This is a genomic window from Filimonas effusa (assembly GCF_004118675.1).
GTDB lineage: Bacteria > Bacteroidota > Bacteroidia > Chitinophagales > Chitinophagaceae > Filimonas > Filimonas effusa.
This window is the reverse complement of record NZ_SDHZ01000002.1, coordinates 1476041-1500609: the sequence shown is the minus strand read 5'-3', so window position 1 is coordinate 1500609 and position 24569 is coordinate 1476041. Positions and strand designations below refer to the sequence as shown.

The window sequence follows — 24569 nt, the reverse complement described above, 5'->3', positions numbered from 1 at the left end:
TAAAATGAAACGACTATGATGAGTCCCTACGAAAGATTATTATTGGAAAACAAGGCCTGGGCTAAAGAAAGGGTGGATGCCGATAAAGATTACTTTAACAGGCTCGCCGATCTTCAGAAACCAGAATTCTTATGGATTGGCTGTAGCGACAGCCGTGTCCCTGCCAACGAAATTACAAATACCCAACCCGGAGAGATCTTCGTTCACCGCAACGTGGCCAACCTGGTTATTCATACCGATGTTAACTTGCTGAGCGTGCTGGAATATGCCGTCGTTCACCTGAAAGTAAAGCACGTTATCGTATGCGGCCACTACGGCTGTGGTGGTATCAAAGCTGCCATGACCAACGACGACTACAGGCAGGTCCTCAACATGTGGCTCCGCAACATCAAAGACGTTTACCGCCTCCACCGCGATGAACTCGAAGCCATCCCGGACGAAGACAGCCGCGTCGATCGTCTTGTTGAATTGAACGTAAAAGAACAGGTCCTCCACCTCGCCAAAACCTCTACCATCCAGCGCGCCTGGAAAGAAGAGCAAAGACCCTACCTCCATGGCTGGGTTTACGGCCTCAAAGACGGCCTCATCAACCCCGTCTTCGACATGGCCCCCAACACCTACCTCGATCCGTTATACGAGTATAACTTTAAATAAGAGTAAAGCACAGATGGTCGAAATAGACCCTCAGCAGCCGTCAGTCTAATAATAAAAAGGGCACTGTATCTTTACATACAGTGCCCTTTCTTTTTTATGAGTAAAATGATCTCTATAACTATTAATAATGTATCAATACCCAACTCCCATTACTATTCTTTTCTCCTGCGATCTACCATCCATTCCTATTCCCCCAGCTTCTTCTTCGAATACTCCCCAAGTATCAGCCTCCCGCTGATCGCAGCTCTCTCCGGCAACAGCTGATCCCAATGCTCAGTCCCTTTCCAGAACATCTTCTTCATCTCATGCATCGCCTCAGGATTCGAACGCGATAATGTCTCCGACAGGCGCGCAATAGATTCCTCCATGCTCTCCAAAGTAGGATGCAATTCCGCATACAACCCCTTGCGCCTTGCCCAGTCAGCATTGCGCCATAAAGAAGCATCTATCGCCAGCTGGCTGAACGACGATAATCCTATCTTGCGCTCTATAGCCGGGCCAACAACAAAAGGCCCTATGCCTATCGATAATTCACTGAGCTTAACTTCAGCGCCTTCCATCGCAATAGCATAGTCTGCAGCCGCTACAAGCCCCACGCCGCCGCCAACACACTTGCCATGTACACGGGCAATGATAAGCTTCGGGCACTTGCGCATCGCATTAATAACATTGGCGAAGCCGCTGAAAAACTGCTTGCCCTGCATCTCATCTTTGATAGCTTTTAATTCCTCAAAGCTGGCGCCGCCGCAGAAACTGCCACTTCCGGCAGAACGTAATACAATGACCCATATGTTTTTGTCATTGCCCGCATAAGTGATCTCATGAGCCAGGTCCGCTAATATCTGCCCCGGTAAAGAGTTCCCCTTCGGATGATAAAACTCAATGGTCATAATATGATTGTGTGTCTCCGTCTTCACATAACCTTCCTGCACATCTTTTACTTCTATGATCATAGCCTTGGTTTTTAAGTGTTATTTATGATTGATCGCGTTTCTTCACCATCGTTAAAATGGTGCCGACCGCTACCTGTTCGCCTGTTTGATCGTAAACGTCTACATACCATTTTACAATCCCTTTGCCAATATCTGCCGGTTCGCGCTTTTCCTGGTTAATCTTTTCCTTTACTGTTAATCTTACCCCAATTGTTGTGCCTGCATATACAGGTTTTAAAAAACGTAGATCGTCTATGCCGTAGTTCAGCAATACCGGCCCCTTTGCAGCATCGACAAATAACCCCGCAGCAGCGCTCATGATAAAATACCCATGCGCTACAGGCTTTTCAAACAAAGTCCCCTCCAGCGAAGTATGATCGGTATGTGCATAAAAATGATCCCAGCTCAGGTTCGCAAAATTGCTGATATCAGCTTCCGTGATCGTCCTTTTGGCAGTGATCAGTGTCTCACCAACAATCAGGTCCTCAAAGTATTTTCTGAAAGGATGAACCACATCTTCCAGCTGCCTGGCGCCCGCATGATAGGTCTCCGTAATGGCGGTAAGCATACTGGGCGATCCCTGTACCGCTACCCGTTGCATATAGTGTTTAAGCCCCCTCAGTCCTCCCATCTCTTCACCGCCGCCAGCTCTTCCGGGGCCGCCATGCACCAGCAATGGCAGGGGAGAACCATGCCCCGTACTTTCGCGCGCACAGGCCTCATTCAGAATAAGTATCCTTCCATGCCAGGCGCCGGCACCGGTAACATACTCGCGTGCAATAGAAGGTGAGGCCGTTACAATAGAACTAACCAGCGAACCCTTGCCCATCCTGGCTAAACCAATGGCATCTTCCGTACTGTCATAAGGCATCAGCGTGGCAACAGGACCAAAAGCCTCCACCTCGTGCACTGCCGTATTATCAAAAGGATTTTCATTAAGTAAAAGCAAAGGACTCATAAAAGCCCCTCTCGAAGCATCAGCATCTACCAGCTCCACACTATCCATACTGCCATAAATGATCTGCGAACCTGCCAGCAGCCGCTGAACCTGGCTCCTTACCTCTTCCCGCTGCGCCATACCTGCCAGTGCGCCCATGCGCACCTTCTCATGCAGCGGATTGCCAATCACGATTTGCGATAAAGCCTTGCCCAACGCCAGCTGTACATCTTCAATCTTCTCCGATGGAACAAAAATGCGGCGTATAGCCGTACACTTCTGTCCCGCCTTAACAGTCATCTCTTTGCGGATTTCTTTAATGAAAATATCCCACTCCGGCATACCCGGTGTAACATCTTCACCCAGCACAATACAATTTAAGGAATCCGCTTCCATCGTAAAAGGAACATTCTGCGATAATATCCTGGAATGCGTGCGTAATAACTGCCCCGTAGAGGCAGAACCCGTAAAGGTCACCACATCCTGCGCAGTGACATGATCCAATAAATCCCCCGCACTGCCGCATATCAGTTGTAAAGCGCCGTCAGGTAAAATGCCCGAAGCTGCAATTTCCTTAACTACTGCTTCGGTTAAATAACTGGTCAGCGTTGCAGGTTTCACTATGGCAGGCACACCCGCCAGCAAATTCACCGCAATCTTCTCCAGCATCCCCCATATGGGGAAATTGAACGCATTGATATGCACGGCTATACCTTCCTTCGGAATCAGCAGATGCTGTCCCATGAAGCTGCCTTCCTTGCCCAGCTGATGGCCCTCGCCGTCAATACAATAAGTAGTATCCGGCAACTTGCGCCGGAGCGAAGCATAGGCAAATAAATTGCCGATACCGCCTTCAATATCAATCCAGCTATCACCGCGCGTAGCCCCTGTTTTATAACTTAAAGTGTAAAATTGCTCAAGATGCTGCCTGAGGTGCATGGCTAATGCACGCAGCATTAAACCCCGTTCCTGGAAACTCATCTTCCGCAAAGCAGCCCCTCCGTTTTCACGGCCATAAGCCAATGCCGATCCAAAATCAAGACCACGGCTGCTGGCATAACCAATCAGTTCCCCCGTAACCGCATCAGTTAATGCCTGCCCTTCACCGTCTCCCGTGATCCAACGGCCGGAAAGGTAGTTTTCCAGTTTCTTCATAAAAGCTATCGTTTGTTAGCAAAGCTAAGGATACATAAGCATCTATTGGCAATTCTGAAGACCATTTTTTGATCTTGAAGTGCCTGACCAACTGCTTATCTATCTGTTTTGTTAAGAATAGTGCAATGTTAAAATATAGCTGGTTTATATCAAAATAGGAGAAAATATGACTAACTAAACCAGGGATGATGTTTTTGTTGGTTGTGCAACTAAGCTATATGCTACGGATTCTTTTTGATCATTTTGGATAAGCCAGCGCAATCGGTTATGCTATTCAATAGGGAAGGAAAGTTTATAAGAAGAATAGGGCGGGCCGGTTCCGGAAAAGGACAGTTTATGGAAATTACGGATATGGTATATTACCCCGAAACCAATTTAATCGAAATCTTTTCTCTTCCTGAAAGGAAGTTGCTGCGGTTTAATACCAGTGGTGAATTGATGAATGAAGTTCTGTCCGAATTCTATTTTTTGGCCTTCTATCATTCAAAAGATGGATACTGGGTTTATGGCTGCTTCCCCGAAAATAAAAAGAAAGGTGTTTTTGAATTCAGAGGTAACAAATATAATTTGTTACTGTTGTCCGAAGATCTCAAAACTGCTAAAAGTGGATTCTGCGAATCCCGGAATTTTTTTGATCGTACTTCAAATAATGACAACTTTCAGGTAAACGATGAAGGCGAATTGTTTTTCCATTATGGTTATGACAATATTGTCTATAAGCTTAAAAACAAAGAAGCCATTCCATATTGGTTCCTCGATTTTGGTAAAAATAGACTTCCCTATGATCATATAGTAACACTGAGCACTCGTAAACAGTTTGATCAGGCTATTTCGCCGGGTGCGGTAAAATACGATGGGCTTATTTACAACCTGCGTATTGGTAGCAACCAAATATCGCTTAGCTCTTCTGAATTCGGTAGCCTTGAGAACAGTCGCTCCATTATCGTGAATATCACCGATTCAATAAAGGTAAGGAACTACACGAAAATTGAGTCCGTGGCCCAAGGTGGGCTGCTTCCTAATCCCATTCATTTCAATCATAACAAGGCTTTCTTTATTATCAACCCTAGAATGATGAACGAGCAAGAGTTGACGACTCTTATGAGGGAATACCATATAAAAACAAATAATGCTTCTAACCTGATATTGTTAATAGTAGATGAAAATAATATTACATAGAAAAAATATATGGCCGGATCCATGAAATATTCCTCACACACAATGATAGTGTGGTTGCGGGGTTTCTCCCCTATAATATGAAAAACGAAATGATAACACCGGAAGACTGTATGTCTGAACATCACCTGCCGTTCTACGAAACCGGGAACGATACTTCAGTATTCTATAGCCGGCCCTATGATTATTCTATTTATGAAGTCAGCAAACTCGGTTTGAAAAAGAAGTATACTTTTATTTTCCCCATGGAAAATAGTATCCCGGATAGCTTTTGGGTAAAAAAAGTGCCGCCGAAAGATTAATTTCCCCAGAAAATTTGGGAAAAAACAAAATAATAGTAACAAGGATATTGTTTCTCCTTAACGCGAATACCTGTTCAGCAAATACAAATACGCCTGCAAACTATGATGCACAAACACATTCTTCCCGTCAAAAACAAACTGCTCATAATACTTGCTGTCTGCAGGTAAAATTATAGGCGCCCCGGCCGTTATATAATGGCTGCTATACACAAACGAAGGCTCCCGGAGCTGTGGCTGCACGGCAGTCACGCGTTTGAACAAAGTATGCCCCAGGTACTTCCTGTAAGTCTTCATGGTCTTGAGCGACCGCCGGTTCATTTTGCCATACATACTGTTCAACACCAGCCTTACCAGGAATTTCTGCTTGCGTATGGTCGTCTTGGCATCAGCCAGCGGATTGGGATATTTCATATCCCCGATGGTCTGTACCGATACCGGCGTCTCCGGTACCCAATCTGCTGTATTTACAATTCTGAAACCATGCCCGCCACGTGTGATATAGTCAAAGTCATAAGCATAATACAGGTTACCCGGCTTGGGCGCCGCACTGCAATAAGCCGTTAGCTGAAGGTCAGGATAACGCTTGCCAAACTTATAATGCAGGTAAGATGTGGTCAGAAAGGCCAATGCGCCGCCCTGGCTATGACCCGTAACGATAAAAGAACGGGTGCCCGCCGCCAGTAAGGAGTCAACTTTTTTATCGATGAAAGGGGAGAGGTAAGCTAGCCCTATCAGCCAGCCCGCATGCACATAAGCCTGCGAATCTACTGCCAGCTGGTAACAAATCGTGTATTGTCTGTTAGCTGTAAACTGCCGGTAGCCGGCAGCATCGCCGCCAGGAAATTCTCCATCCAGCTTTCTGCCTTCCCAATCGTTCCTCTCAGACTGATAATGGCTGTTCCATCGTTCCGCTGGTACACTTCACACAGGTTATACAACCCCACCTCAGGCGAGCGCAGTAACCTGGTATAAACACCGGTAGAAAATTTATACTGCTGCTGCGTAGTATCCCCTATATACTTCATATTCAGATGAAGCAGATCAGAATATAAGGCAGTATCAAAAGAGCCCGCAGGTGCGGAATGGTCTTGTTTGGAGTCCCCTCCTGTCGAATAGCTACTATAAACAACTTGAGTAGAACGCAATCCCATATCTGCCAACACAGTTGGCTGTACAGGAACTGCAGGCGCTGAAGCCGGCCGCGACAATGCCATGGAAGATAAAAGCGAAGACGGTGTTTGCTGCGCCTCGCTGCTAACAAACAGCAGACAGCCCAGCGCCAGGAATGAAATGCGTAACATAGTATCAGGATATAAGTCCCCAATAATACGCTATAAACGTAAAATCCCGCACTGGGTGCAGGACTCTACAATTGGTATCTGGCTATAATGATAAAGAAACTAACCTAATTTCTTGTCGATCTCAGCGCTCAACGCTCCAAAGATCGTGTCTACACTGCCTTCGCCCGCTATTGTTACCACTTTGTCAAATTTGCGGTAATGATCGGCTACAACAGAGGTCTTCTTATGATATTCTACGATACGCGCACGTACCACAGTTTCATCAGCATCATCGGTACGGCCGCTTGTTAAACCACGGTTCAGCAAACGTTTTACCAGCTCCTCCTCGGTTACCTCAAGCGCCAGCACTACGTTTATCTCTGCCTGATATTCTGCCAGCAGCTCATCTAATGCTACTGCCTGGGCCTGCGTTCGCGGAAAACCATCAAATAAAAAGCCTTTGGCGGAACTGTTCGCCTCAAGCGCACTCTTTATCATGCCTATAACTACAGCATCAGGAACTAACTCTCCTTTGTCGATAAAGCTTTTGGCTTCTAAACCCAACTTCGTTTGCTGGGCTATTTCACTTCTCAGAAGATCGCCTGTACTTAAATGCTTCAGGCCGTATTTAGCAATCAGTTTTTCACTTTGGGTACCTTTCCCACTTCCCGGAGGACCAAATAAGATCAGATTAAACATGTGGCATAAAATGCTTGTGTGAGTAGCAAATATACTATCCGATGCCCAAAATTTCCCAATTTCTTCACAATCGTAGCCGAAAACCCTGACGTATATGCATTTGTTATTGGGTAACTTTGAAAATAGGCAGCTTTCAGTTGCCAATCCGTCAGATTATGAAGAAACTATTAAGCCTCCTCCTGCTGGCAAACTGTTTGATGCAGAGTTGTCACGCACAAAGCAACAACAATCAAAAAGGAACTATGGACAGCGCAAATAAAAAATCGCAGGTCTACTCCCGTACCGATACCGGAAAAGTAGTACTGAGCAATGATGAGTGGAGAAAGATCCTTTCCCCCGAAGTGTATGAAATAGCCCGCAATAAAGGCACCGAACGGCCCTTTACCAGTAAGTTCGAAACCTCTAAGGATATAGGTACCTACTACTGCGCAGCCTGCGGCAACCCGCTTTTTAAAAGCGACACCAAATTCGAAAGCGGCTGCGGTTGGCCCAGCTTCTACGAACCCATCTCCAAAGCATCTGTGATCTATACCCCCGATCACAGCCACGGCATGGAACGTACCGAAGTTACCTGCGGCAGATGTAAAGCTCACCTCGGCCACGTCTTTAACGACGGCCCGCCACCAACAGGTCTTCGCTACTGCATCAACGGCGTAGTCCTCGACTTCGAAAAAGCCCAGGCCGCCGCCGATGATTACAACAAAAAACACTAGGCTGGAATAGAGAAAGCATACAAAATGCTACATACTTACCAGCTAAGGTCATAAAACAAAGCCGGAGATCACAAATCTCCGGCTTCGCTCTTTATATCCCGGCATAACCTCATTCCTAATCCCAACATCTGGTCAAAAAAAAGGCCCGGATCCTGGAAAGGATAGGCCTGTTGCTAACCTATGAAAAACACCAATTTTAATCTCTTCAATAATGGATCTATGCCAAATGTTATAATGATAGCTTGTTGGCGGTTCTAACTTATGTACGTAATGCGGTAACCCCTGGTTGTCGCAATTGCCCCTTGAAACAGGGTATTATCATCTTTTTAACATCCCTCGCCTTACCCGCTTACCCAATCCCACCGGGACACGCCGCCGGAGCCCATTTTAACGCCTCAACAAGCCCACTCCCCATCTGCCCCGCTTTTCTGTCTGCAATACCCCCTTTTAGCCGTCTTTCAACTGCTTAAGATCACTCCCTGCTCCCCGCTCCACTGATCATGATCGCTGATGTAAATCATGCCTCCGGTTATTTGCACAAAACAATAAAACACCTTAAATTAGGGGTCAGAAACGGTGCTTCAACATAGTCTGACCCGCTTATGGGCTACATGTAGAAACCGCTAAAACGGTCTGAGATTGCTTGCCAGTTTTTACCTGGCAATTATTGGGCGACTATCATAGCAGGCACCGGTAGTATACGATTTAGGCAAGAATGTCTCATCATATAATATACCCACTATGACTACGATTATGCCAGGCGAAGAACAACTCCTCGCTGTTAACGAAGAAGAATTCGTTCTTACAACCCGCAGAATACATATTGATGATATGGACCACGGTAGCACCGACCTGCCATTGGAACAGGTGAATAACGTAAACGTAGAACGCCGCGGTTATAGACTGCTGCTTTTCTCAGGCGTTATCTGCCTCCTGCTCGGCATTACCCTCTGGGTCGCCGATCCCGCAAGCCAGTCCCAACTCCTCATTATCGCAGGCGTCTTCCAGCTTATTTTCTGGTGGGCTACAAGATCCCGTATCCTCTCCGTTGCGTCCGACAAAGGGGCCGTCTCCCATTTCGACGTCGATGAACTGTCCGATGAAGACATCTCTGTCCTCGTCGATGATATCCAGATCGCCCGCAACAAGAGATTGAATGAAATAAAAAAACAAAAAAATACTAGCAGGAACTAACACATAAATGCCTGTCTTACTTAAGGTTGTTACTTTTTACAAAGTGCCGTAGCATCATCTAACTACGGCACTTTGCCATATAAATAACACTGGTGGCTTTTTTTAAATATATTAGCTGCTCACCGTTTGTTTGCCAGGCATGTCGCTACTATCAAAAACAATATCTTGGCTTGCGCTATCCTTTATCCTGTCGCATAACCTCAAAGCGCAACAGGAAAAATACCAGTTTGCAAGAATAAATAACCAACAAGGTCTCTCGCATAACCAGGTCAATGCCATCATCAAAGATGTACAGGGCTTCATCTGGATAGGTACCATGTCCGGACTTAACCGGTTCGACGGCTATAACTTCAAAACCTTTCACCAGAACCCAAACGACAATACCTCGCTCAGCGATAACTTTATCGTTAACCTCTTCAACGCCCCAGGCAATACGCTCTGGATTCATACCGCCTCAGGTGCCTCTCTCTTCAACCCCGCATCCAACCGGTTCTCCCGTAATACCAACACCCTGCTGCAACAATGGAACCTGCCCGTCGACACAGTAAGGAATATTATAAAAGATCAGAAAGAAACCTATTGGTTTCTCTATCGATCCGGGCTCTATAGTTACCCCGGTAATCGTAAACTGCGTATCCCAGGCATCGCCGCCTTTACCTTCGATACGCAGCAAAACCTCTGGCTCGTTTACCAGAACGGACGTATCGAATCGAGAGATAGAAATAACCTTAAACTCCTCTTCCGGTCCGATACGCTCACTCATCTCTCCTCGGCAGCCGCTAACTGGCTGCTCTTCGCCGATAGTCAAAACGACCTCTGGCTCGCCGCCGGCGCAGGCCCCCGCGGCGCCTGGTGCTTCAGCCCCGCTTCACGAAACCTCCTGCACTTTAACAAAGAAGCAAAACAACATAAGCTTACAGCAGACATCGTAGTAGGCTTTACCCAGGATAATAACGGCGCCGTTTGGATCTCTACAGATCATGGCGGCGTTACGCTCGTTAACAAAAAAGACTTCTCCGTTCAATGGCTGCTTAACGATCCAAACGACGATAAAACGCTTAGCCAGAACAGCATCAGCGCCGTTTATAAAGATCCTGCAGGTATCATCTGGCTCGGAACTTATAAAAAAGGAGCCTGCTTTTATAACGAAAGTCTCTTCAAATTCCCCGTCGTCAAAAACCGCCCCGCCGACCCCCATAGCCTCCCCTATGAAGATGTGAACCGCTTCGCAGAAGATACAAAAGGAAACTGGTGGATAGGAACAAACGGCGGCGGACTCATTTATTATAACAGGAAACAAGGCAGCTTCAAACAATACAAACACAACCCCACCGATAATAACAGCCTTTGTAACGATGTAGTGGTAAGCCTTTGCATCGATCACAACCAGAAACTCTGGATCGGCACTTTCTTCGGTGGCCTCGACTGCTTCGATGGTAAAACCTTTACACACTATCGCCATAACCCCGCCAACCCCAACAGCATAGCCGATAACAATATCTGGGAGCTGTACGAAGATAAAAACAAGAACCTCTGGATAGGTACGCTCTCCTCAGGCGTCGATCAACTCGACTCATCCCGCCGCAATTTCATCCACTTCCCGCCAGGCAAAAAGAACGGCCTTGCCGATACCTACATCGCTGCCATCCTGCAGGATAAACAACAGAACTTATGGTTCGGTACAGCCAAAGGCATCGACGTACTTAACACCACCACAGGCAACTTTACACATTACCAGCACGAGCCCGGCCACACGATTTCTCTGGCCAACAATCTCGTACTCGACCTGCGCCAGGATAGCCGTGGCCTCATCTGGGCCGCCACCCGCGAAGGCCTCAGCATCTTCGACCCCTCCGTCAATAAATTTATTGCCACACTACGTAAAGAAGATGGCCTGCCCGATAACGTGGTATTGACCATCCTCGAAGATAACCAGCAGCAGGTCTGGATCAGTACTCCTTCAGGTATCGGTAATATCTCCGTATACAAAAATAAAAACGGCGCCTACCAGTTCCGCCATAGGAACTTCGATGAACTTAATAACCTGCAGGCACACGAATTCAATGAAAACGCTGCCCTTAAAACTGCTGCCGGCGAACTCGTTTTCGGAGGCCCCGCAGGCTTCAATATCTTTGACCCCGCACAGGTGAGGCTTGCTAAGTCACAGGCCCCAATCGCTCTCACCGATTTCCTGGTCTTCAATAAAAGCGTTCAGGCAGGCGATACGCTCAATGGCAGGGTCCTGCTTACCAAAACTATCAGCGCTACCGATACTATCAGGCTCAGGTATAAAGAAAAAGACTTCGCCATTGAATTTGCAGAACTGGGCTTTGCGCAATCCGCCAAAGATGAATATGCCTATAAATTGGAAGGATTTAATAAAGAATGGGTCGTAACAAACGGCAGCCAGCGCAGGGCCAGCTATACCAACCTCGACGCCGGCACTTATCGCTTTAAAGTAAAGGCAGCCGATGGCAACGGCGGATGGAACGAAAAAGAAACCGCCCTCACCATCATCATCAGCCCTGCATTCTGGAATACATGGATTGCCTTCCTGCTGTATGCATTGTTCATCCTGCTGGTCCTCATGGCAGCACGCCGTATAATTGTGGCAAGAACGCGCCTAAAGTTCAGAATAGAACAACAACAGAAAGAAGCACAACACCTCCATGCAATAGACATGATGAAAATTCGCTTCTTTACCAATATCAGCCACGAATTCAGAACTCCCCTGAGCCTTATACTCGCCCCCCTCGACAAAGTCATTAATGCCGCAGAAGGGGAAAAGAAAAAACAGCTCGAACTCATCCGCCGCAACGCAAAACGTTTACTCGGACTGGTAAACCAGCTACTTGATTTCCGTAAACTCGAAACCCAGGAATTTAAATTCATCCCCGCTGAAGCCGATATCATCAGCTTCACAAAAGAAGTTGTAACCTCCTTTTCCGATATCGCGGAAAAAAAAGACATCACCCTAAGCTTTTCGTCCGAAATACCCGGCTTCCCTACCCGTTTCGATAAGGATAAACTCGAAAAGGTACTCTTCAACCTGTTATCCAACGCCTTCAAATTCACACCGCAGCAGGGCCAGGTAAGTGTTGACATCACCGCTGCCGCCACATCTTCCATGGTGCCCTCTTCCTCCGGCGTAATTCAGGGAAACATGCCTGTTGAGATGCCCGGCCCCGGTAATGCGCCCGTGGCAGCCGGTCTTCAACCTGCCTCTGTTACAACTTTGCGCATCTCCGTTCGCGACTCCGGCATTGGCATCGCCCCCGAAGAACAGGACCGCATCTTTGAACGCTTCTTCCAGGTCGATACCGCCGACGCGGTTATTAACCAGGGCAGCGGCATAGGCCTCGCCATTACCCGCGAATTTGTAAAATTGCATAACGGTACCATTACAGTAACCAGCGAAGTGAACAAAGGCAGTTGCTTCACTATTGCCCTGCCATTGCCGATGATAGAAAACAACGCCCTGAAGTCTCCGGAAAATAACAGCTTGCTCCTGCCCGCCATAACCAGCCGCGAATACGCGCCCGGAACAAAACAGGCAGAAACCAACCCTCCGGAAACAGGCCAGCCGGAATTGCTTTATCCCGAATCGGAAAACCCTGAACCGGAAGAACCATTAATAGGAAAAACCTCCAGGAAAAACAAACTCCTCCTGGTCGAAGACAACGAAGACTTTCGCTTTTACTTGAAAGATAACCTCGGCGTTTACTTTACCATCATCGAAGCCGCCAACGGCAAAGAAGGATGGCAACAGGTGCAGTCACAACACCCCGACCTCGTAGTCACCGATATTATGATGCCCCTCATGAACGGCCTTGAACTGGCCCGCAAAGTCAGAAACGACCCGCGTACCAGCCATATCCCTGTAGTGTTGTTAACCGCTATGGCAACCGAAGAACAACAACTGGCAGGCTTCGAGACCGGCGCTAACGACTACATTACCAAGCCTTTTAACTTCGAAATACTACTGTCACGCCTCCGCAACCTCCTCGCTCAGAGAAAACAGATCCGCCGCGAATTCCGAAAAAAACTCGAAATAAACCCCGCCGAAATCGCGGTGACCCCTGTCGATGAACAGTTTATGAAACAGGCCCTGGCCGTAGTGGAACAAAATATCGGCAACACAAACTTCTCGGTAGAAGAACTGAGCCGTTCCCTGCATATCAGCAGGGTCGCCCTTTACAAAAAACTGCTTTCCCTAACCGGCAAAACACCCATAGAGTTCATCAGGATAATGCGCCTGAAAAGAGCAGCCCTTCTCCTGTCAAAAGCACAGCTTACCGTGGCTGAAGTTGCCTACGAAGTAGGGTTTAACGACCCCAAAAACTTTGCACGCTACTTCAAAGAGGAGTATGGCGTCCTCCCATCTAAATATAAAGCTGGTTAACAAAATCCCCCCTACATCGAAACAAACGCTACACCTCTGCTGTGCATCCTCAGTGTAGCTTAGCATGTCTTTAACAATAACCTTGTCTCCTAAAATACCACTAGTCTTTTTATCAACCACTTAATATTGATTGCCACATGAGATCCCTAATTAGAAACGCCACCAGGCGGCCCCTTTACAGGCCGTTGCAGCTGCTGCTTTTTCTGCTGCCGGCATTCCTGGTATGCCTGACAGCTATGGCGCAGAAAAAATCAGTCTCTGGAACAGTAACAGGCCCTGCCGGACAGCCGCTAGCCCAGGCTAACATTACCATAAAAGGCACCACCACAGGAACAACCTCCGATGAAAATGGTCAGTTCTCCATCAGTGCTAAAAAAGGCGATGTCCTGGTCATCTCATTTGTAAACTATGCAAATGCCGAAATTACCATAGGCGACGGCAGCATCTTCGACGTACGCCTGCAACAGGGCGAAAGTCAGCTCGAAGAAGTAGTTGTGATAGGCTACGGAACCCAGCGCCGCCGCGAAGTTACCGGCGCCACTGTCCGCGTGGCAGGTAGTGACCTCGAAAAGAATAAGAACTTATCTGTAGGCCAAAGCCTTCAGGGACAGGCTGCCGGCGTTCAGGTTACTTCTAACTCCGGTCAGCCGGGCGATGCACTCCGCATCGTGGTTAGGGGCGTTGCAACCAATGGAAACTCCAACCCGCTTTACGTGATCGACGGTATGCCCGCCGAAGATATCAGCTACCTCAACCCGGCTGATATCGAATCTATGGACATTCTCAAAGATGCCGCCTCCGCAGCCATCTATGGCGCCCGCTCCGCTAACGGCGTCGTCCTCATCACCACCCGCAAAGGCAAAGCAGGACGCAAAGCGGTCTCCCTCGACATGTACTACGGCTGGCAGAACCCTACTAAAAAAATGTCGCTGCTCAACGCCAAAGAGTACGCCATCATCATGAACGAAGCTGCCATCAACTCCGGTAAACCGGCTTACTTCGTTTACTCCCAGGCACAGATCGATTCCTTTGGAAAAGGTACCGACTGGCAGGAAGAGGTACGCCTCAAAAACGCCGTTACACAAAGCTATAACCTCGGCCTCAACGGAGGTAACGACCAGTCTGTTTATGCTACCTCCATCGGGTACCAGCGCCAGGAAGGTCTCATGGGCTTAAAAGGAAAATCTTTTTACGAACGCGTTAACCTCAGGGTTAACTCCGATCATAAACTTTATAAAGACATCGTCAAAATAGGAGAAAACCTCGCCTATATCCATAGCAACCAGGCAGGCATCGGTACAGGTAATATTTATGGTAACTCCATAAGGGGCCTTCTAAACACCAGCCCCACTTTCCCTGCATATAATGCCGATGGCTCCTACGCCAGGTCCCCGTTTGCAGAGGAAATAAATCCCGTTGCTGCCATGGACTACCTCAATAACAATAAGAGAAATTTCGACAGGATCTTCGGCAACACTTATATGGAGGTCACCATCCTGAAAGGACTGAAGATCAGGACCGACTTTGGGATGGACCTCTCCTACGAAAACTATACAGGTTATACCCCTAAATACGATTTGTCTTCCACCAATAAAAGCAGCGTCACCTCTGTTACAAGTGCCATTTACAAAAACATCAGGTGGAACTGGGATAATACCATCAGCTATACTACCCAGCTGGGCAATCACAACATCGCATTACTGGCAGGTACAACCGCTAAGGAAGATGTTTATACTTACGTTTCCGGCAGCCGTACCGATCTGGTCATTCCAGGCTTCGAATACGCGGTTATCAGCAATGGTACACAATTGCCGGGCATCGATAACGCTGCCGCCGGTTCCCGCGTGGAAAGAGCCTTACAATCTTATTTCGGAAGGGTCAACTATACCTACGATGGCAAATACATGCTGTCTGCTATCATCAGGCGTGATGGCTCCAGCGTATTCGGCCCCAATAACCGCTATGGCTATTTCCCTTCCTTCTCGGCAGGATGGGTGGTTACCAACGAAAACTTTGGAAAACCCGCCTGGCTTAACTTCCTTAAGATCCGCGGTGGATGGGGACGTAACGGTAACGATCGCATAGGCGACTTCCGGTATATGGCTACCATCAGCTCTCAATACAGGAGTTATTACTTCGGAGGCTTCGGCGTAAACCCTACCATAGGTGCTTCACCCAGCCAGGTGCCTAACCCCAACCTCAAATGGGAAGCCGCAGAACAAACCAATATCGGCTTCGACGCAACGCTCTTTAAAGGACTTAGCATCAACTTCGACTGGTACAATAAAACAACACGCGACTGGCTTGTAACAGCGCCGATACCCGACCTCGTTGGTAATGATCCCCCGATTATCAATGGCGGCCATATCGTAAATAAAGGCGTTGAAATCGCACTCAACTACCAGAAAAAAACAGGAGCAGTAACCTGGAGCATCGGAGGCAATATTGCATTCAATAGCAATACCGTGAAAGAAGTGCCTAACAGGGAAGGTATTATTCACGGTGCCTCTGGTGTCCTTGCTTCCAATACCGACGAATTCTTCAGGATCGAAAACGGCTTCCCCATCGGGTACTTCTGGGGCTACCAGGCCAATGGTATCTTCCAGAATGTAGCGGAAGTAAATAGCTACATGGGTACAAAAGGACTCATTCAACCCAACGCCAAACCCGGTGACGTTCGCTTCGTCGACCGTAACGGTAACGGCACTATCGACGCCGGCGATAAAACAATGATCGGTAACCCCAACCCCGATTATACTTATGGCTTTAATATCTCCGCCAACTGGAATGGCTTCGATTTTACCCTCCTCGCTTCAGGTGTGGGCGGAAACGATATCCTCGATGGTACAAGAGCGTTCGATAGGTGGTATAATAACTATAGCTCCGAATTCATAGGCCGCTGGACCGGCGAAGGTACTTCCAGCTATCTCCCCAGGGTGACACTCAGCGATGAGGCAAATAACAACTGGGGCCGTGTATCTACCCTCCATATCCATAACGGATCGTTCATGCGCGTTAAAACAATCAGCATAGGATACGATCTTAAAAAACATGTGCTCGCAGCATTACCCTTCCAGCAATGCCGCATTTATGCCACTGTCCTCAATCCGTTCACCTTCACCAGCTACAAAGGATTGGACCCCGAAGTAGGCTACGGTAACACCGATAATGAAGGCAATACCTGGTCTTCAGGTATCGACCTCGGCTACTATCCGCAGCCTAGAACAGTGATGGTAGGACTCAGCATTAAATTATAATCTGCATACTTAAAACGGTATTGTATGAAACGCAAACTTCGTATTACTTCTTTGTACAGGTACACCGCTATCGCTGTACTGTCAATCATACTCTCAGGTCTGTTGGCCTGTAATAAAGACTTCCTCGACAGAACGCCCAAAGACAAACAGGTAGAGGCAACGTTCTATAAATCTCCGGAAGATGCCTTCAAAGCATTGGTAGCAGCTTACAGCGTCCTTAACTGGGAAGGCTTCGGCAACATCTGGCTGTCCTCCGAACTCGCATCCGATAACTGCTTCGGCGGCGGTGGCCTGGCCGATAATGGCCATAGACATGCCGACAAATTTGAGAAATGGGAAGACATGAATAAAGTAAGCTGGAAGAAAAACTATACAGGGATCTATAGGGCCAATAAATTCCTCCAGGAAATAGACGGCGCCAACTTTGGTGCCGATCAGGCATTGAAAAACAGGTACACAGGCGAAGCGCAATTCCTGCGCGCCTATTTCTACTTCGACCAGGTTCGTATGTACGGAAATATTCCCCTGCTTACTGTACCCATCGAAGGCGAAAACTATTATATCCCACAGGCTAGCCCCGACAGCGTTTATGCCCTTATTGCCAATGACCTGAAAGCCGCAATTCAAAACCTTACAGCCAGTGCCAAACCTTTTGCCAGTATCCCGGATGAAGAATACGGCAGAATAACCAAATGGGCGGCTGAAGCATTGCTGGCAAGAGTTTTCCTCTATTACACCGGCTACTATAACAAAACCGACCTCGCAGGCGTATATACCAAACAACAGGTAACTGCTGCTATCGACGATGTTATCGCCAATAGTGGTTACGACCTCCTCGATGACTTTGGTACCCTCTGGCGCGCATCAGCCTATGCTACAGCCAAAACCTTTGCAGGACAGAATAACAAAGAAGGCGTCTTCGTTATCCAGTATTCCGAAAAAGGAAAAGGTAACTGGAACCAGTTGAATGGCAACAGGGTACAGGTAATGGTTGGCCTCAGGGGTATCAGCGAGCTGGCATTCTATACACAGGGCTGGGGCGTTGGTACAGTTAATCCCGCATTGTATAATGCCTACGAATCGGCAGATAGTATTCGCAGGAAAGCCTCCTTTATTGGTATCCAGGAAGATGGCCTTACCGCCTTTATACCTGCCTCCGACCAGGTTCAGTATACAGGCTATTTCTGGAAAAAATATACACCCATTACGCTCAATAAAGTAGCCGATATGAGTGGCAATTTCCAGATCGACAACTACGATAACTACGTGGTTATCCGCTTCGCCGATGTGCTGCTCATGGGGGCCGAACTGCATCTCGCAACCAACCTGTCAACAGCACAGAACTATTTCAACAGGGTGCGCGACCGCGCTTTCAAAAAGGATATCACTCATAGAAAAGTGCTTACCGCCGATGCCGCAGGCTTGAAAACAATCCTGGAAGAACGCCGCCTCGAATTGGCGCTCGAGGGTATCCGCTACTGGGATATACTCCGGCAAGGCATGCCCGCAGCAAAACAGATCATCGATAACAATACAGGCGGCGACTTTAATATTTCCTTCCGTACCGAAACCAATGGTCTTTTTGCCATCCCCGATGTTCAGATAGGCCTCAGTAATGGCACTTTGAAACAAAACAATGGATGGACCAACTAACCATTTAAACTTTTTGCTATGAAAAAAAATAAACTGATGGCAGCTGCCGCCATAACATTGTTTATGGCCGCATGTTCTCCCAAAGAAAAGAGAACCGACCTGCCTGCTATCATAAATAAATCACAGCTTTCATTTTCTGTTACACAGAAATCAGGACACGATAATATCCTTTACCTGCAAAGTAATACCAAAGGCGTGATCCCCTACTGGGATTATGCCGAAGGCGTCTCTACCAGGGTAAATGATACAGTAAGCCTGCCCTTCTCAGGCGACTATTATATTAAATACGGAGCTAACTCCCCGGGCGGCCTCGTAATGGATTCCACTAAAATAACTGTATCAAAAACAGACCTCTCGCTTATCGCAGACCCCGAATGGGGACTAATAGCGGGAAGTACCCCGCAAGGGAAAACCTGGGTGCTCGATATGACAGCCCCCATCGGCTGGTTTGGCTTCGATTATGGTAAACCCAGTGGCGATAACTGGGATTGGCACCCCTCTTATGCAGGAAACGAATGGGTAATGCCCAATCGCGATTACGGTGAAATGACCTTCGATCTTAATGGTTCTAAAAACTATTCCCGCAGCCTGAAAAACGAAACCGGGCAGGTTACTAAATGCACCGGCAAGTTTTCAATCGATCCGGTTAAAAAAATGGTGTATCTCATTGGCTGCGAAGTATTATTCGGAGGCGACTACTATAAAAACTCAAGTAACTGGAGCGAGCTGAAGATTCTCAAATTAACAGAAACCTCTATGATCCTTGCAGTGATCAGAGACAAACCAAATCCTGGAGATAGTCCCTGTTATATTGGTTTCAACTTCAAGCTGAAATGATAGTGTAATTTGAATAAAAAGCGGGCTGCATATTGTGATAGGTGTGCGGCCCGTTACGAAAGACTGGTTAAATGAACGTCAGACAGTAGCTTAATTTGTAGTCATGAGAAAACGCTTGTTGTGTTGTTTTTTCCTTGTATCTGCTCAAGCGGCCCTTACGTCTGTAGCACACGCCCAACATAAGGCGCGTGTGCTGCTGACTACAGGCTGGCAGTTTTTCCTCGACAGTACCGGTAAGCTTACACAAATGCCGGACAACACCGCAACCTGGTTAAACGTACAGCTGCCGCACGACTGGAGCATAGAAGGCTCTTTCAGCGATAAACATCCCGCTACTCCGGGCGGAGGCGCGCTTCCCGGAGGCACAGGCTGGTACCGGAAAGAATTTATAACACCCGCAAATGCCGTTGGAAAAGAATTGTACATAGAGTTCGATGGCATCTATCAAAATAGCGAAGTCTGGATCAACGGCCATTCACTTGGTATACGCCCCAATGGCTATATCTCATTCCGTTATGCTATCTCACGTTTCCTGAAACCTGCCCCGCAGAAAAACCTGCTGGTAGTAAAAGCCGATAACGCAAAACAACCCAACAGCCGCTGGTATTCCGGCTCAGGAGTCTATAGAAATGTCTGGCTTACCACTACCGGCAAAATTGCTGTTGATCAGTGGGGTACATTCGTCACTACACCACAGGTTTCTAGAACACAAGCCAGTGTTCATATCACTACCACCCTCCGTAACACATCCGGCAAACCACAACACGTAACCTTAATAACCCAGGTGCTCAACCCCGATGGAAAAGAATTGACACAGCTGAAGGATACGCTCTATGTTACAACAGATTCCCTCATCGTCTCGCACAGCCTCTTGGTGAAACACCCGCTGCTTTGGAGTGACGAAACGCCGTATATGTATAAGCTGCTAACAAAGCTGCAATACAATAGAAGCGAAGAAGTGTATATCACCCCATTCGGAATCCGCTCGTTTTATTTCGACGCCGCCAAAGGCTTCTTTCTCAACAACAGGCCACTAAAAATTAAAGGTGTATGTAATCACCACGACCTCGGCTGCCTTGGCGCTGCAATAAACACCCGCGCCATGGAACGCCAACTCGAACTTTTGAAGGCAATGGGCTGTAACGGTATCAGAACATCGCACAATCCACCTGCCCCGGAACTGCTCGACCTCTGCGATAAAATGGGCTTCATTGTGATGGACGAAGCTTTCGATATGTGGGAAAAACAAAAAAATCCTTTCGATTATCATCTCGATTTTAAAGAATGGCACCGCAAAGACTTACAGGACCTCGTAAAACGCGATAGAAACCATCCCTCCGTATTCATATGGAGCATCGGTAACGAAATCGGAGAACAATGGGGTACAGGTGCCGATACTTCCGGGCGCACCATCGCCAGAACACTGGCAGGTATTGTAAGATCCCTGGATACTACAAGGGAAATAGTAACAGCTAACAATGAAATACAACCCTTCAACAACCTGATCCTGTCAAATGCATCAGATCTCATAGGCTATAATTATAATCATTGGAAATGGGATAGCTTCTTCCACGCCTGGCCCGGTAAAAAAATGATTGTCACCGAAAGTGTAAGTGCACTGGCAACAAGAGGGCACTACGATAAAATTCCCTCCGATAGCATTCGCCGTTGGCCCGAAGCATGGGACAAACCCTTCACCAAAGGCAATCCCGGCTTTACCGTCTCAGCCTACGATAATGTAAGCGCTCCCTGGGGAAGCACCCACGAAGAAACATTGAAGCTGTTCCTCCGTATGCAGCATGTCTCTGGTATGTATGTATGGACAGGCTTCGATTATCTCGGCGAACCAACCCCTTATACCTGGCCCGCCCGTAGCTCCTATTTTGGTATCCTCGACCTGGCAGGCTTCCCGAAAGATGTTTACTACCTCTACCAAAGTATGTGGACCAACAAACCGGTATTGCACCTCTTGCCACATTGGAACTGGAATAACAACGACACCATCGACGTAGTGGCCTATTATAATAATGCCGATGAAGTGGAACTCTTTCTCAACAACACCTCTTTGGGAATCCGGAAAAAAGATACCAGCCTGCATGTAAAATGGCGCGTGCCCTTCGCTCCCGGAACGCTTAAAGCGGTTGCCCGCAAAGATGGCAGAACAGTGCTGCAACAGGAAAGAAGAACCGCGGGAGCCCCTCATGCGCTTCGCCTCATTGCCGATAGAACCAGCATCGGGGCAAATAGCAGGGATCTGTCCTTTATTACTGTACAGGTAATTGATGATAAAGGCAATATTGTTCCGGATGCCGATATACACGTGAACTTTAAGGTCGCCGGCGAAGGCAAACTTATAGCTGTCGACAACGGCAGCCCGGTAAGTCATTCTTCTTTTAAAGCGCCTTATTGTAATACACTAAACGGGCTTTGTCTTGCCGTGATACAATCAAATGATAGAGCCGGTGTTGTAACGCTTACAGCAGAAGCCGCCGATTTGTCTTCTGGTTTTGTTAAAATTACCGCTCGGTAAAACAGCAGAAATAATCGGTTATACCGCTTAAAAACGCAGTTTTCCTCCCTTCTTTATCTCCTGTCATCAGTATTATAGGCCGCTTAAGTGTTTTTTAAAAAACCAGGTCGGCCTTTTAATGTGTTTATAAGTACCCTTGGTTCCAATATTGAATACCTTAACATCATTAAATGGGCGTAGTGATGAAAAGTAGTATTTATATAGACGAATTAAAAACGAGCGAGGAGCGTTTCCTACGCGCCTTTGAACACTCGGCTATAGGCATGGCCCTGGTTTCAACCGAAGGCCAGCTGATGAAGGTAAACAGAAACTTATGCGAAATGACAGGCTACACAGAAGTAGAACTACACCAGAAAACTTTCCAGGAATTAACACATCCCGATGATCTTGCTAAAGATCTGGACTGCGCGCACCAGCTCCTGCGTGGAGAGATCAACGACTACCAGATCGAAAAAAGATACTTTCATAAAAATGGAAATATCATTTGGGTGCTCTTGAGCGTATCCCTTGTAAGAGATAGGCTTGGCCGCCCCGTTCACTTCGTGTCACATATCGAAGACATTACCAGTCGCAAAGAAACAGAACTGCAACTGCGGTATACCAATGAACTGGCACGTGAGCAAAATAACAGGCTCGTTAATTTCGCCCATATCGTTTCCCATAATCTCAGAGCACACTCCGGCAATTTCGAGATGCTGCTCTATATGATAGATCAGGCCGAAAGCGAAGATGAAAAGAATGAGCTCATGCAACATCTTAAAAAAGTATCTTCGCTGCTGAGCGAAACAATTGTTCACCTGAACGAGGTTGTTTCTATCCAGTCTTCTATAGGGCAGCAGAAAATTAAATTAAACCTGCTGGAATATATCAATAATACCGCCGGCATCCTGGCTGCTGAAATCACATTGCACCAGGTGACCATCAACGTGAATGTTCCGGACAACGTTGAAATAGATTATAACCCCGCTTACCTCGAAAGCATTTTGCTTAACCTTGTGTCTAATACTATTAAGTACCGTCACCCCGATCGCCAGCTCATAGTCAATATCAGCTTCGAAGAGATAGACGGTAAAAAGATCCTGTGTGTTTCCGATAACGGAAAAGGCCTTAACCTCGAACGTTACGGTAAAAAACTCTTTGGCATGTACAATACCTTTCATGGAAACAGAGACGCAAAAGGCATCGGCCTCTTTATCGTCAAAAACCAGGTGGAGTCTATGGGAGGAAAAATTGAAGTGTCCAGCGAAGTGAATAATGGTGCTACGTTTAAAATATATATTACATGAGTAAAGCTGAAGTAGCGTGTATTATTGATGATGACCAGGTATATGTGTTCGCCGTAAAAAAAATGATTATGGGTAACGACTTCTGTCGGCAAGTGATCACTTTCAAAAACGGCGAAGAGGCATTACAATTCTTACACGAGAAAATGAAAGACCCCCATGGCCTGCCTGAAATCATTATGGTCGATATTAATATGCCCGTAATGGACGGCTGGGAATTCCTCGACGAATTCATCAAACTGATGCCTTCCCTTCCCCGTAAAGTAACGATCTACATGATCAGCTCTTCCATCAGCCAGGTCGATATCGATCGCGCTAAACAATACTCGGAAGTCCAGGATTATATCGTTAAACCACTGTTGATGGATAGCCTTAGGAAAATTCTCGATTGCGTACAGTTTTAACAGCCTTCTTTCGCCAGTCAAAATAACCCAATACAGCAATTATAAACAGGAAAATAGTAAGACAGGCCATCATGGGCAATGCCTTGTAAAACAACAAAGGCACCGCAAATAAATTCGACAGGTTCAGTAGCAGCCAGTTCTCCACCTTACGTCTGGCCAGTAACCACATGCCTGCCCAGGCAGTAGAACTTACCCATGCATCCCAGGTTGGATAATGCGCATCGGTATAATGGCTTAATGTGCCATACAACACCGCCCATCCTAAGCCGGCAATCAACACAACCACCGCCCACTCCTTTCCTTGGGTATGCGTAATAGGTAGTGCCGGTTCATTGCGGCGCCTCGCCCAGTGTATCCAGCCATAAACACTCATGATTAAATAATAGGCGTTGAGCAATGCCTCTGCATACAACTTTGAGTCGAACATGATATAAGCGATCAGCACCGTGCTTATAATCCCTGCAGGATACAACAGGATGTGATTCCTCCGGGCAAGTAATACCTCCGTTACTCCAAAAATTACAGCAACCCATTCCACAGCACTCGTTTGCTGCGCCTGCTCCGCAAAGAGCGATAACCAGTATTGAATATCCATAGCACTTCCTCCGCAGGAATTACCCTGTTCAGGTTCAACGGGTTTTTCTCAGCCATAGCCTTTCAGCTAAAGCACCCCGGGTTAATAATGATAAACTGCAAAGTAAAGCGTATTCTCTGTATCTTTTACCTGTTAACACCATTTGTATGAATTTAATAGGCAATCTTATCTGGCTCATCTTCGGCGGATTCTTCGCCGCACTCGGCTATCTCATAGGCGGGATCCTCCTTTGCTTTACCATCATAGGCATCCCTTTCGGCCTGCAATGCTTTAAACTGGCCGCCGCTGTATTAATGCCCTTCGGTACAAGGGTTGTAAACCGCGAAACCCAAAACGGCTGCCTCACTTCCGTATGTAATATCATCTGGCTGCTTTGCGGAGGTTGGTATACAGCTCTTACACACCTTTTCTTTGGACTGCTCCTCTATATTACCATCATAGGTATCCCTTTTGGAAAACAACACTTTAAACTCCTCGAAGTCTCCATGATGCCTTTCGGAAAAGATATTGTGTGAAATAAAATTTTCAGTCTTACACCGTAAGAATTTAATTTGCCGCCGTTTAAC

The 24569-nt window shown here is 47.1% G+C and carries 19 protein-coding genes and 1 riboswitch; of the genes, 13 read left to right on the top strand and 6 right to left on the bottom strand.

The genetic code is table 11. The annotated features are described in order from the left end of the window. Nucleotides 1-15: 15 nt before the first annotated feature. Nucleotides 16-654 carry a carbonic anhydrase gene (locus ESB13_RS17245; RefSeq protein ID WP_246022597.1) on the top strand — a complete coding sequence of 213 codons (639 nt, stop codon included), beginning with the start codon at nucleotides 16-18 and terminating at the stop codon, nucleotides 652-654. A 185-nt stretch (nucleotides 655-839) separates the two neighbouring features. Here ESB13_RS17245 and ESB13_RS17240 read toward each other — a convergent pair whose 3' ends face one another. Both ESB13_RS17240 and paaZ read right to left on the bottom strand, forming a co-directional pair. Further along, nucleotides 840-1607, bottom strand: a complete 768-nt coding sequence (locus tag ESB13_RS17240; protein ID WP_129004865.1) for an enoyl-CoA hydratase/isomerase family protein — start codon at nucleotides 1605-1607, stop codon at nucleotides 840-842. Nucleotides 1608-1629: 22 nt separating this feature from the next. Further along, nucleotides 1630-3678, bottom strand: a complete 2049-nt coding sequence (gene paaZ, locus ESB13_RS17235) for a phenylacetic acid degradation bifunctional protein PaaZ (protein WP_129004864.1) — start codon at nucleotides 3676-3678, stop codon at nucleotides 1630-1632. 234 nt (nucleotides 3679-3912) lie between these two features. Between paaZ and ESB13_RS17230 the strand changes: the two genes are divergently transcribed. After that, nucleotides 3913-4857, top strand: coding sequence for a 6-bladed beta-propeller (locus tag ESB13_RS17230; RefSeq protein ID WP_342772675.1), 945 nt, complete (start codon nucleotides 3913-3915; stop codon nucleotides 4855-4857). Between the two features lie 77 nt (nucleotides 4858-4934). Next, entirely contained in the window at nucleotides 4935-5156 is a 222-nt protein-coding gene (locus ESB13_RS17225) for a hypothetical protein (protein WP_164974255.1), read from the top strand. A gap of 57 nt (nucleotides 5157-5213) precedes the next feature. Here the strand turns inward: ESB13_RS17225 and ESB13_RS17220 are convergent, their stop codons facing one another. The 3 genes from ESB13_RS17220 to ESB13_RS17210 all read right to left on the bottom strand — a co-directional run bounded on the left by ESB13_RS17220 (nucleotide 5214) and on the right by ESB13_RS17210 (nucleotide 7135). Beyond that, entirely contained in the window at nucleotides 5214-5906 is a 693-nt protein-coding gene (locus tag ESB13_RS17220; protein WP_164974254.1) for a lipase family protein, read from the bottom strand. Between the two features lie 14 nt (nucleotides 5907-5920). After that, nucleotides 5921-6457, bottom strand: a complete 537-nt coding sequence (locus ESB13_RS17215; protein WP_129004860.1) for a hypothetical protein — start codon at nucleotides 6455-6457, stop codon at nucleotides 5921-5923. Nucleotides 6458-6556: 99 nt separating this feature from the next. Continuing rightward, nucleotides 6557-7135: an adenylate kinase gene (locus ESB13_RS17210; RefSeq protein ID WP_129004859.1), complete on the bottom strand. Its 579-nt coding sequence runs from the start codon at nucleotides 7133-7135 to the stop codon at nucleotides 6557-6559. A gap of 155 nt (nucleotides 7136-7290) precedes the next feature. Between ESB13_RS17210 and msrB the strand changes: the two genes are divergently transcribed. The 9 genes from msrB to ESB13_RS17165 all read left to right on the top strand — a co-directional run bounded on the left by msrB (nucleotide 7291) and on the right by ESB13_RS17165 (nucleotide 23408). Next, nucleotides 7291-7848 carry a peptide-methionine (R)-S-oxide reductase MsrB gene (msrB, locus tag ESB13_RS17205; RefSeq protein ID WP_129004858.1) on the top strand — a complete coding sequence of 186 codons (558 nt, stop codon included), beginning with the start codon at nucleotides 7291-7293 and terminating at the stop codon, nucleotides 7846-7848. Nucleotides 7849-8589: 741 nt separating this feature from the next. After that, the gene (locus ESB13_RS17200) at nucleotides 8590-9042 is read left to right on the top strand and encodes a hypothetical protein (protein WP_129004857.1); all 453 of its coding nucleotides are present in this window, start codon (nucleotides 8590-8592) and stop codon (nucleotides 9040-9042) included. A gap of 139 nt (nucleotides 9043-9181) precedes the next feature. Further along, nucleotides 9182-13444: a hybrid sensor histidine kinase/response regulator transcription factor gene (locus ESB13_RS17195; RefSeq protein WP_129004856.1), complete on the top strand. Its 4263-nt coding sequence runs from the start codon at nucleotides 9182-9184 to the stop codon at nucleotides 13442-13444. A gap of 137 nt (nucleotides 13445-13581) precedes the next feature. Then, on the top strand, nucleotides 13582-16701 hold the full coding sequence (locus ESB13_RS17190; protein ID WP_129004855.1) for a SusC/RagA family TonB-linked outer membrane protein: 3120 nt from the start codon (nucleotides 13582-13584) through the stop codon (nucleotides 16699-16701). A gap of 24 nt (nucleotides 16702-16725) precedes the next feature. Continuing rightward, the gene (locus tag ESB13_RS17185) at nucleotides 16726-18354 is read left to right on the top strand and encodes a RagB/SusD family nutrient uptake outer membrane protein (RefSeq protein WP_129004854.1); all 1629 of its coding nucleotides are present in this window, start codon (nucleotides 16726-16728) and stop codon (nucleotides 18352-18354) included. An 18-nt stretch (nucleotides 18355-18372) separates the two neighbouring features. Next, nucleotides 18373-19191, top strand: a complete 819-nt coding sequence (locus ESB13_RS17180) for a hypothetical protein (protein ID WP_129004853.1) — start codon at nucleotides 18373-18375, stop codon at nucleotides 19189-19191. Nucleotides 19192-19294: 103 nt separating this feature from the next. Next, the gene (locus ESB13_RS17175) at nucleotides 19295-21721 is read left to right on the top strand and encodes a glycoside hydrolase family 2 TIM barrel-domain containing protein (RefSeq protein ID WP_129004852.1); all 2427 of its coding nucleotides are present in this window, start codon (nucleotides 19295-19297) and stop codon (nucleotides 21719-21721) included. Nucleotides 21722-21903: 182 nt separating this feature from the next. Then, entirely contained in the window at nucleotides 21904-23007 is a 1104-nt protein-coding gene (locus ESB13_RS17170; protein WP_164974253.1) for a sensor histidine kinase, read from the top strand. Then, nucleotides 23004-23408 carry a response regulator gene (locus tag ESB13_RS17165; protein ID WP_129004850.1) on the top strand — a complete coding sequence of 135 codons (405 nt, stop codon included), beginning with the start codon at nucleotides 23004-23006 and terminating at the stop codon, nucleotides 23406-23408. The genes ESB13_RS17170 and ESB13_RS17165 overlap by 4 nt, the downstream gene beginning before the upstream one ends. Here the strand turns inward: ESB13_RS17165 and pnuC are convergent. Further along, complete coding sequence (pnuC, locus tag ESB13_RS17160; RefSeq protein WP_129004849.1) at nucleotides 23377-24003, bottom strand: nicotinamide riboside transporter PnuC; 627 nt, start codon at nucleotides 24001-24003, stop codon at nucleotides 23377-23379. The genes ESB13_RS17165 and pnuC overlap by 32 nt on opposite strands. Beyond that, a riboswitch (TPP riboswitch) is annotated at nucleotides 23991-24092 on the bottom strand. (Overlaps the previous gene by 13 nt.) A gap of 57 nt (nucleotides 24093-24149) precedes the next feature. Here pnuC and ESB13_RS17155 point away from each other — a divergent pair. Continuing rightward, entirely contained in the window at nucleotides 24150-24518 is a 369-nt protein-coding gene (locus tag ESB13_RS17155; protein WP_129004848.1) for a YccF domain-containing protein, read from the top strand. Nucleotides 24519-24569: the final 51 nt, after the last annotated feature.

Bases quoted from the DNA above. Each gene is read 5' to 3' on its own strand.
- ESB13_RS17245 (WP_246022597.1), top strand. From the start codon at position 16: ATGATGAGTCCCTACGAAAGATTATTATTGGAAAACAAGGCCTGGGCT.
- ESB13_RS17240 (WP_129004865.1), bottom strand. From the start codon at position 1,607: ATGATCATAGAAGTAAAAGATGTGCAGGAAGGTTATGTGAAGACGGAG.
- paaZ (WP_129004864.1), bottom strand. From the start codon at position 3,678: ATGAAGAAACTGGAAAACTACCTTTCCGGCCGTTGGATCACGGGAGAC.
- ESB13_RS17225 (WP_164974255.1), top strand. From the start codon at position 4,935: ATGAAAAACGAAATGATAACACCGGAAGACTGTATGTCTGAACATCAC.
- ESB13_RS17215 (WP_129004860.1), bottom strand. From the start codon at position 6,457: ATGTTACGCATTTCATTCCTGGCGCTGGGCTGTCTGCTGTTTGTTAGC.
- ESB13_RS17210 (WP_129004859.1), bottom strand. From the start codon at position 7,135: ATGTTTAATCTGATCTTATTTGGTCCTCCGGGAAGTGGGAAAGGTACC.
- msrB (WP_129004858.1), top strand. From the start codon at position 7,291: ATGAAGAAACTATTAAGCCTCCTCCTGCTGGCAAACTGTTTGATGCAG.
- ESB13_RS17200 (WP_129004857.1), top strand. From the start codon at position 8,590: ATGACTACGATTATGCCAGGCGAAGAACAACTCCTCGCTGTTAACGAA.
- ESB13_RS17195 (WP_129004856.1), top strand. From the start codon at position 9,182: ATGTCGCTACTATCAAAAACAATATCTTGGCTTGCGCTATCCTTTATC.
- ESB13_RS17190 (WP_129004855.1), top strand. From the start codon at position 13,582: ATGAGATCCCTAATTAGAAACGCCACCAGGCGGCCCCTTTACAGGCCG.
- ESB13_RS17185 (WP_129004854.1), top strand. From the start codon at position 16,726: ATGAAACGCAAACTTCGTATTACTTCTTTGTACAGGTACACCGCTATC.
- ESB13_RS17180 (WP_129004853.1), top strand. From the start codon at position 18,373: ATGAAAAAAAATAAACTGATGGCAGCTGCCGCCATAACATTGTTTATG.
- ESB13_RS17175 (WP_129004852.1), top strand. From the start codon at position 19,295: ATGAGAAAACGCTTGTTGTGTTGTTTTTTCCTTGTATCTGCTCAAGCG.
- ESB13_RS17170 (WP_164974253.1), top strand. From the start codon at position 21,904: ATGAAAAGTAGTATTTATATAGACGAATTAAAAACGAGCGAGGAGCGT.
- ESB13_RS17165 (WP_129004850.1), top strand. From the start codon at position 23,004: ATGAGTAAAGCTGAAGTAGCGTGTATTATTGATGATGACCAGGTATAT.
- pnuC (WP_129004849.1), bottom strand. From the start codon at position 24,003: ATGGATATTCAATACTGGTTATCGCTCTTTGCGGAGCAGGCGCAGCAA.
- ESB13_RS17155 (WP_129004848.1), top strand. From the start codon at position 24,150: ATGAATTTAATAGGCAATCTTATCTGGCTCATCTTCGGCGGATTCTTC.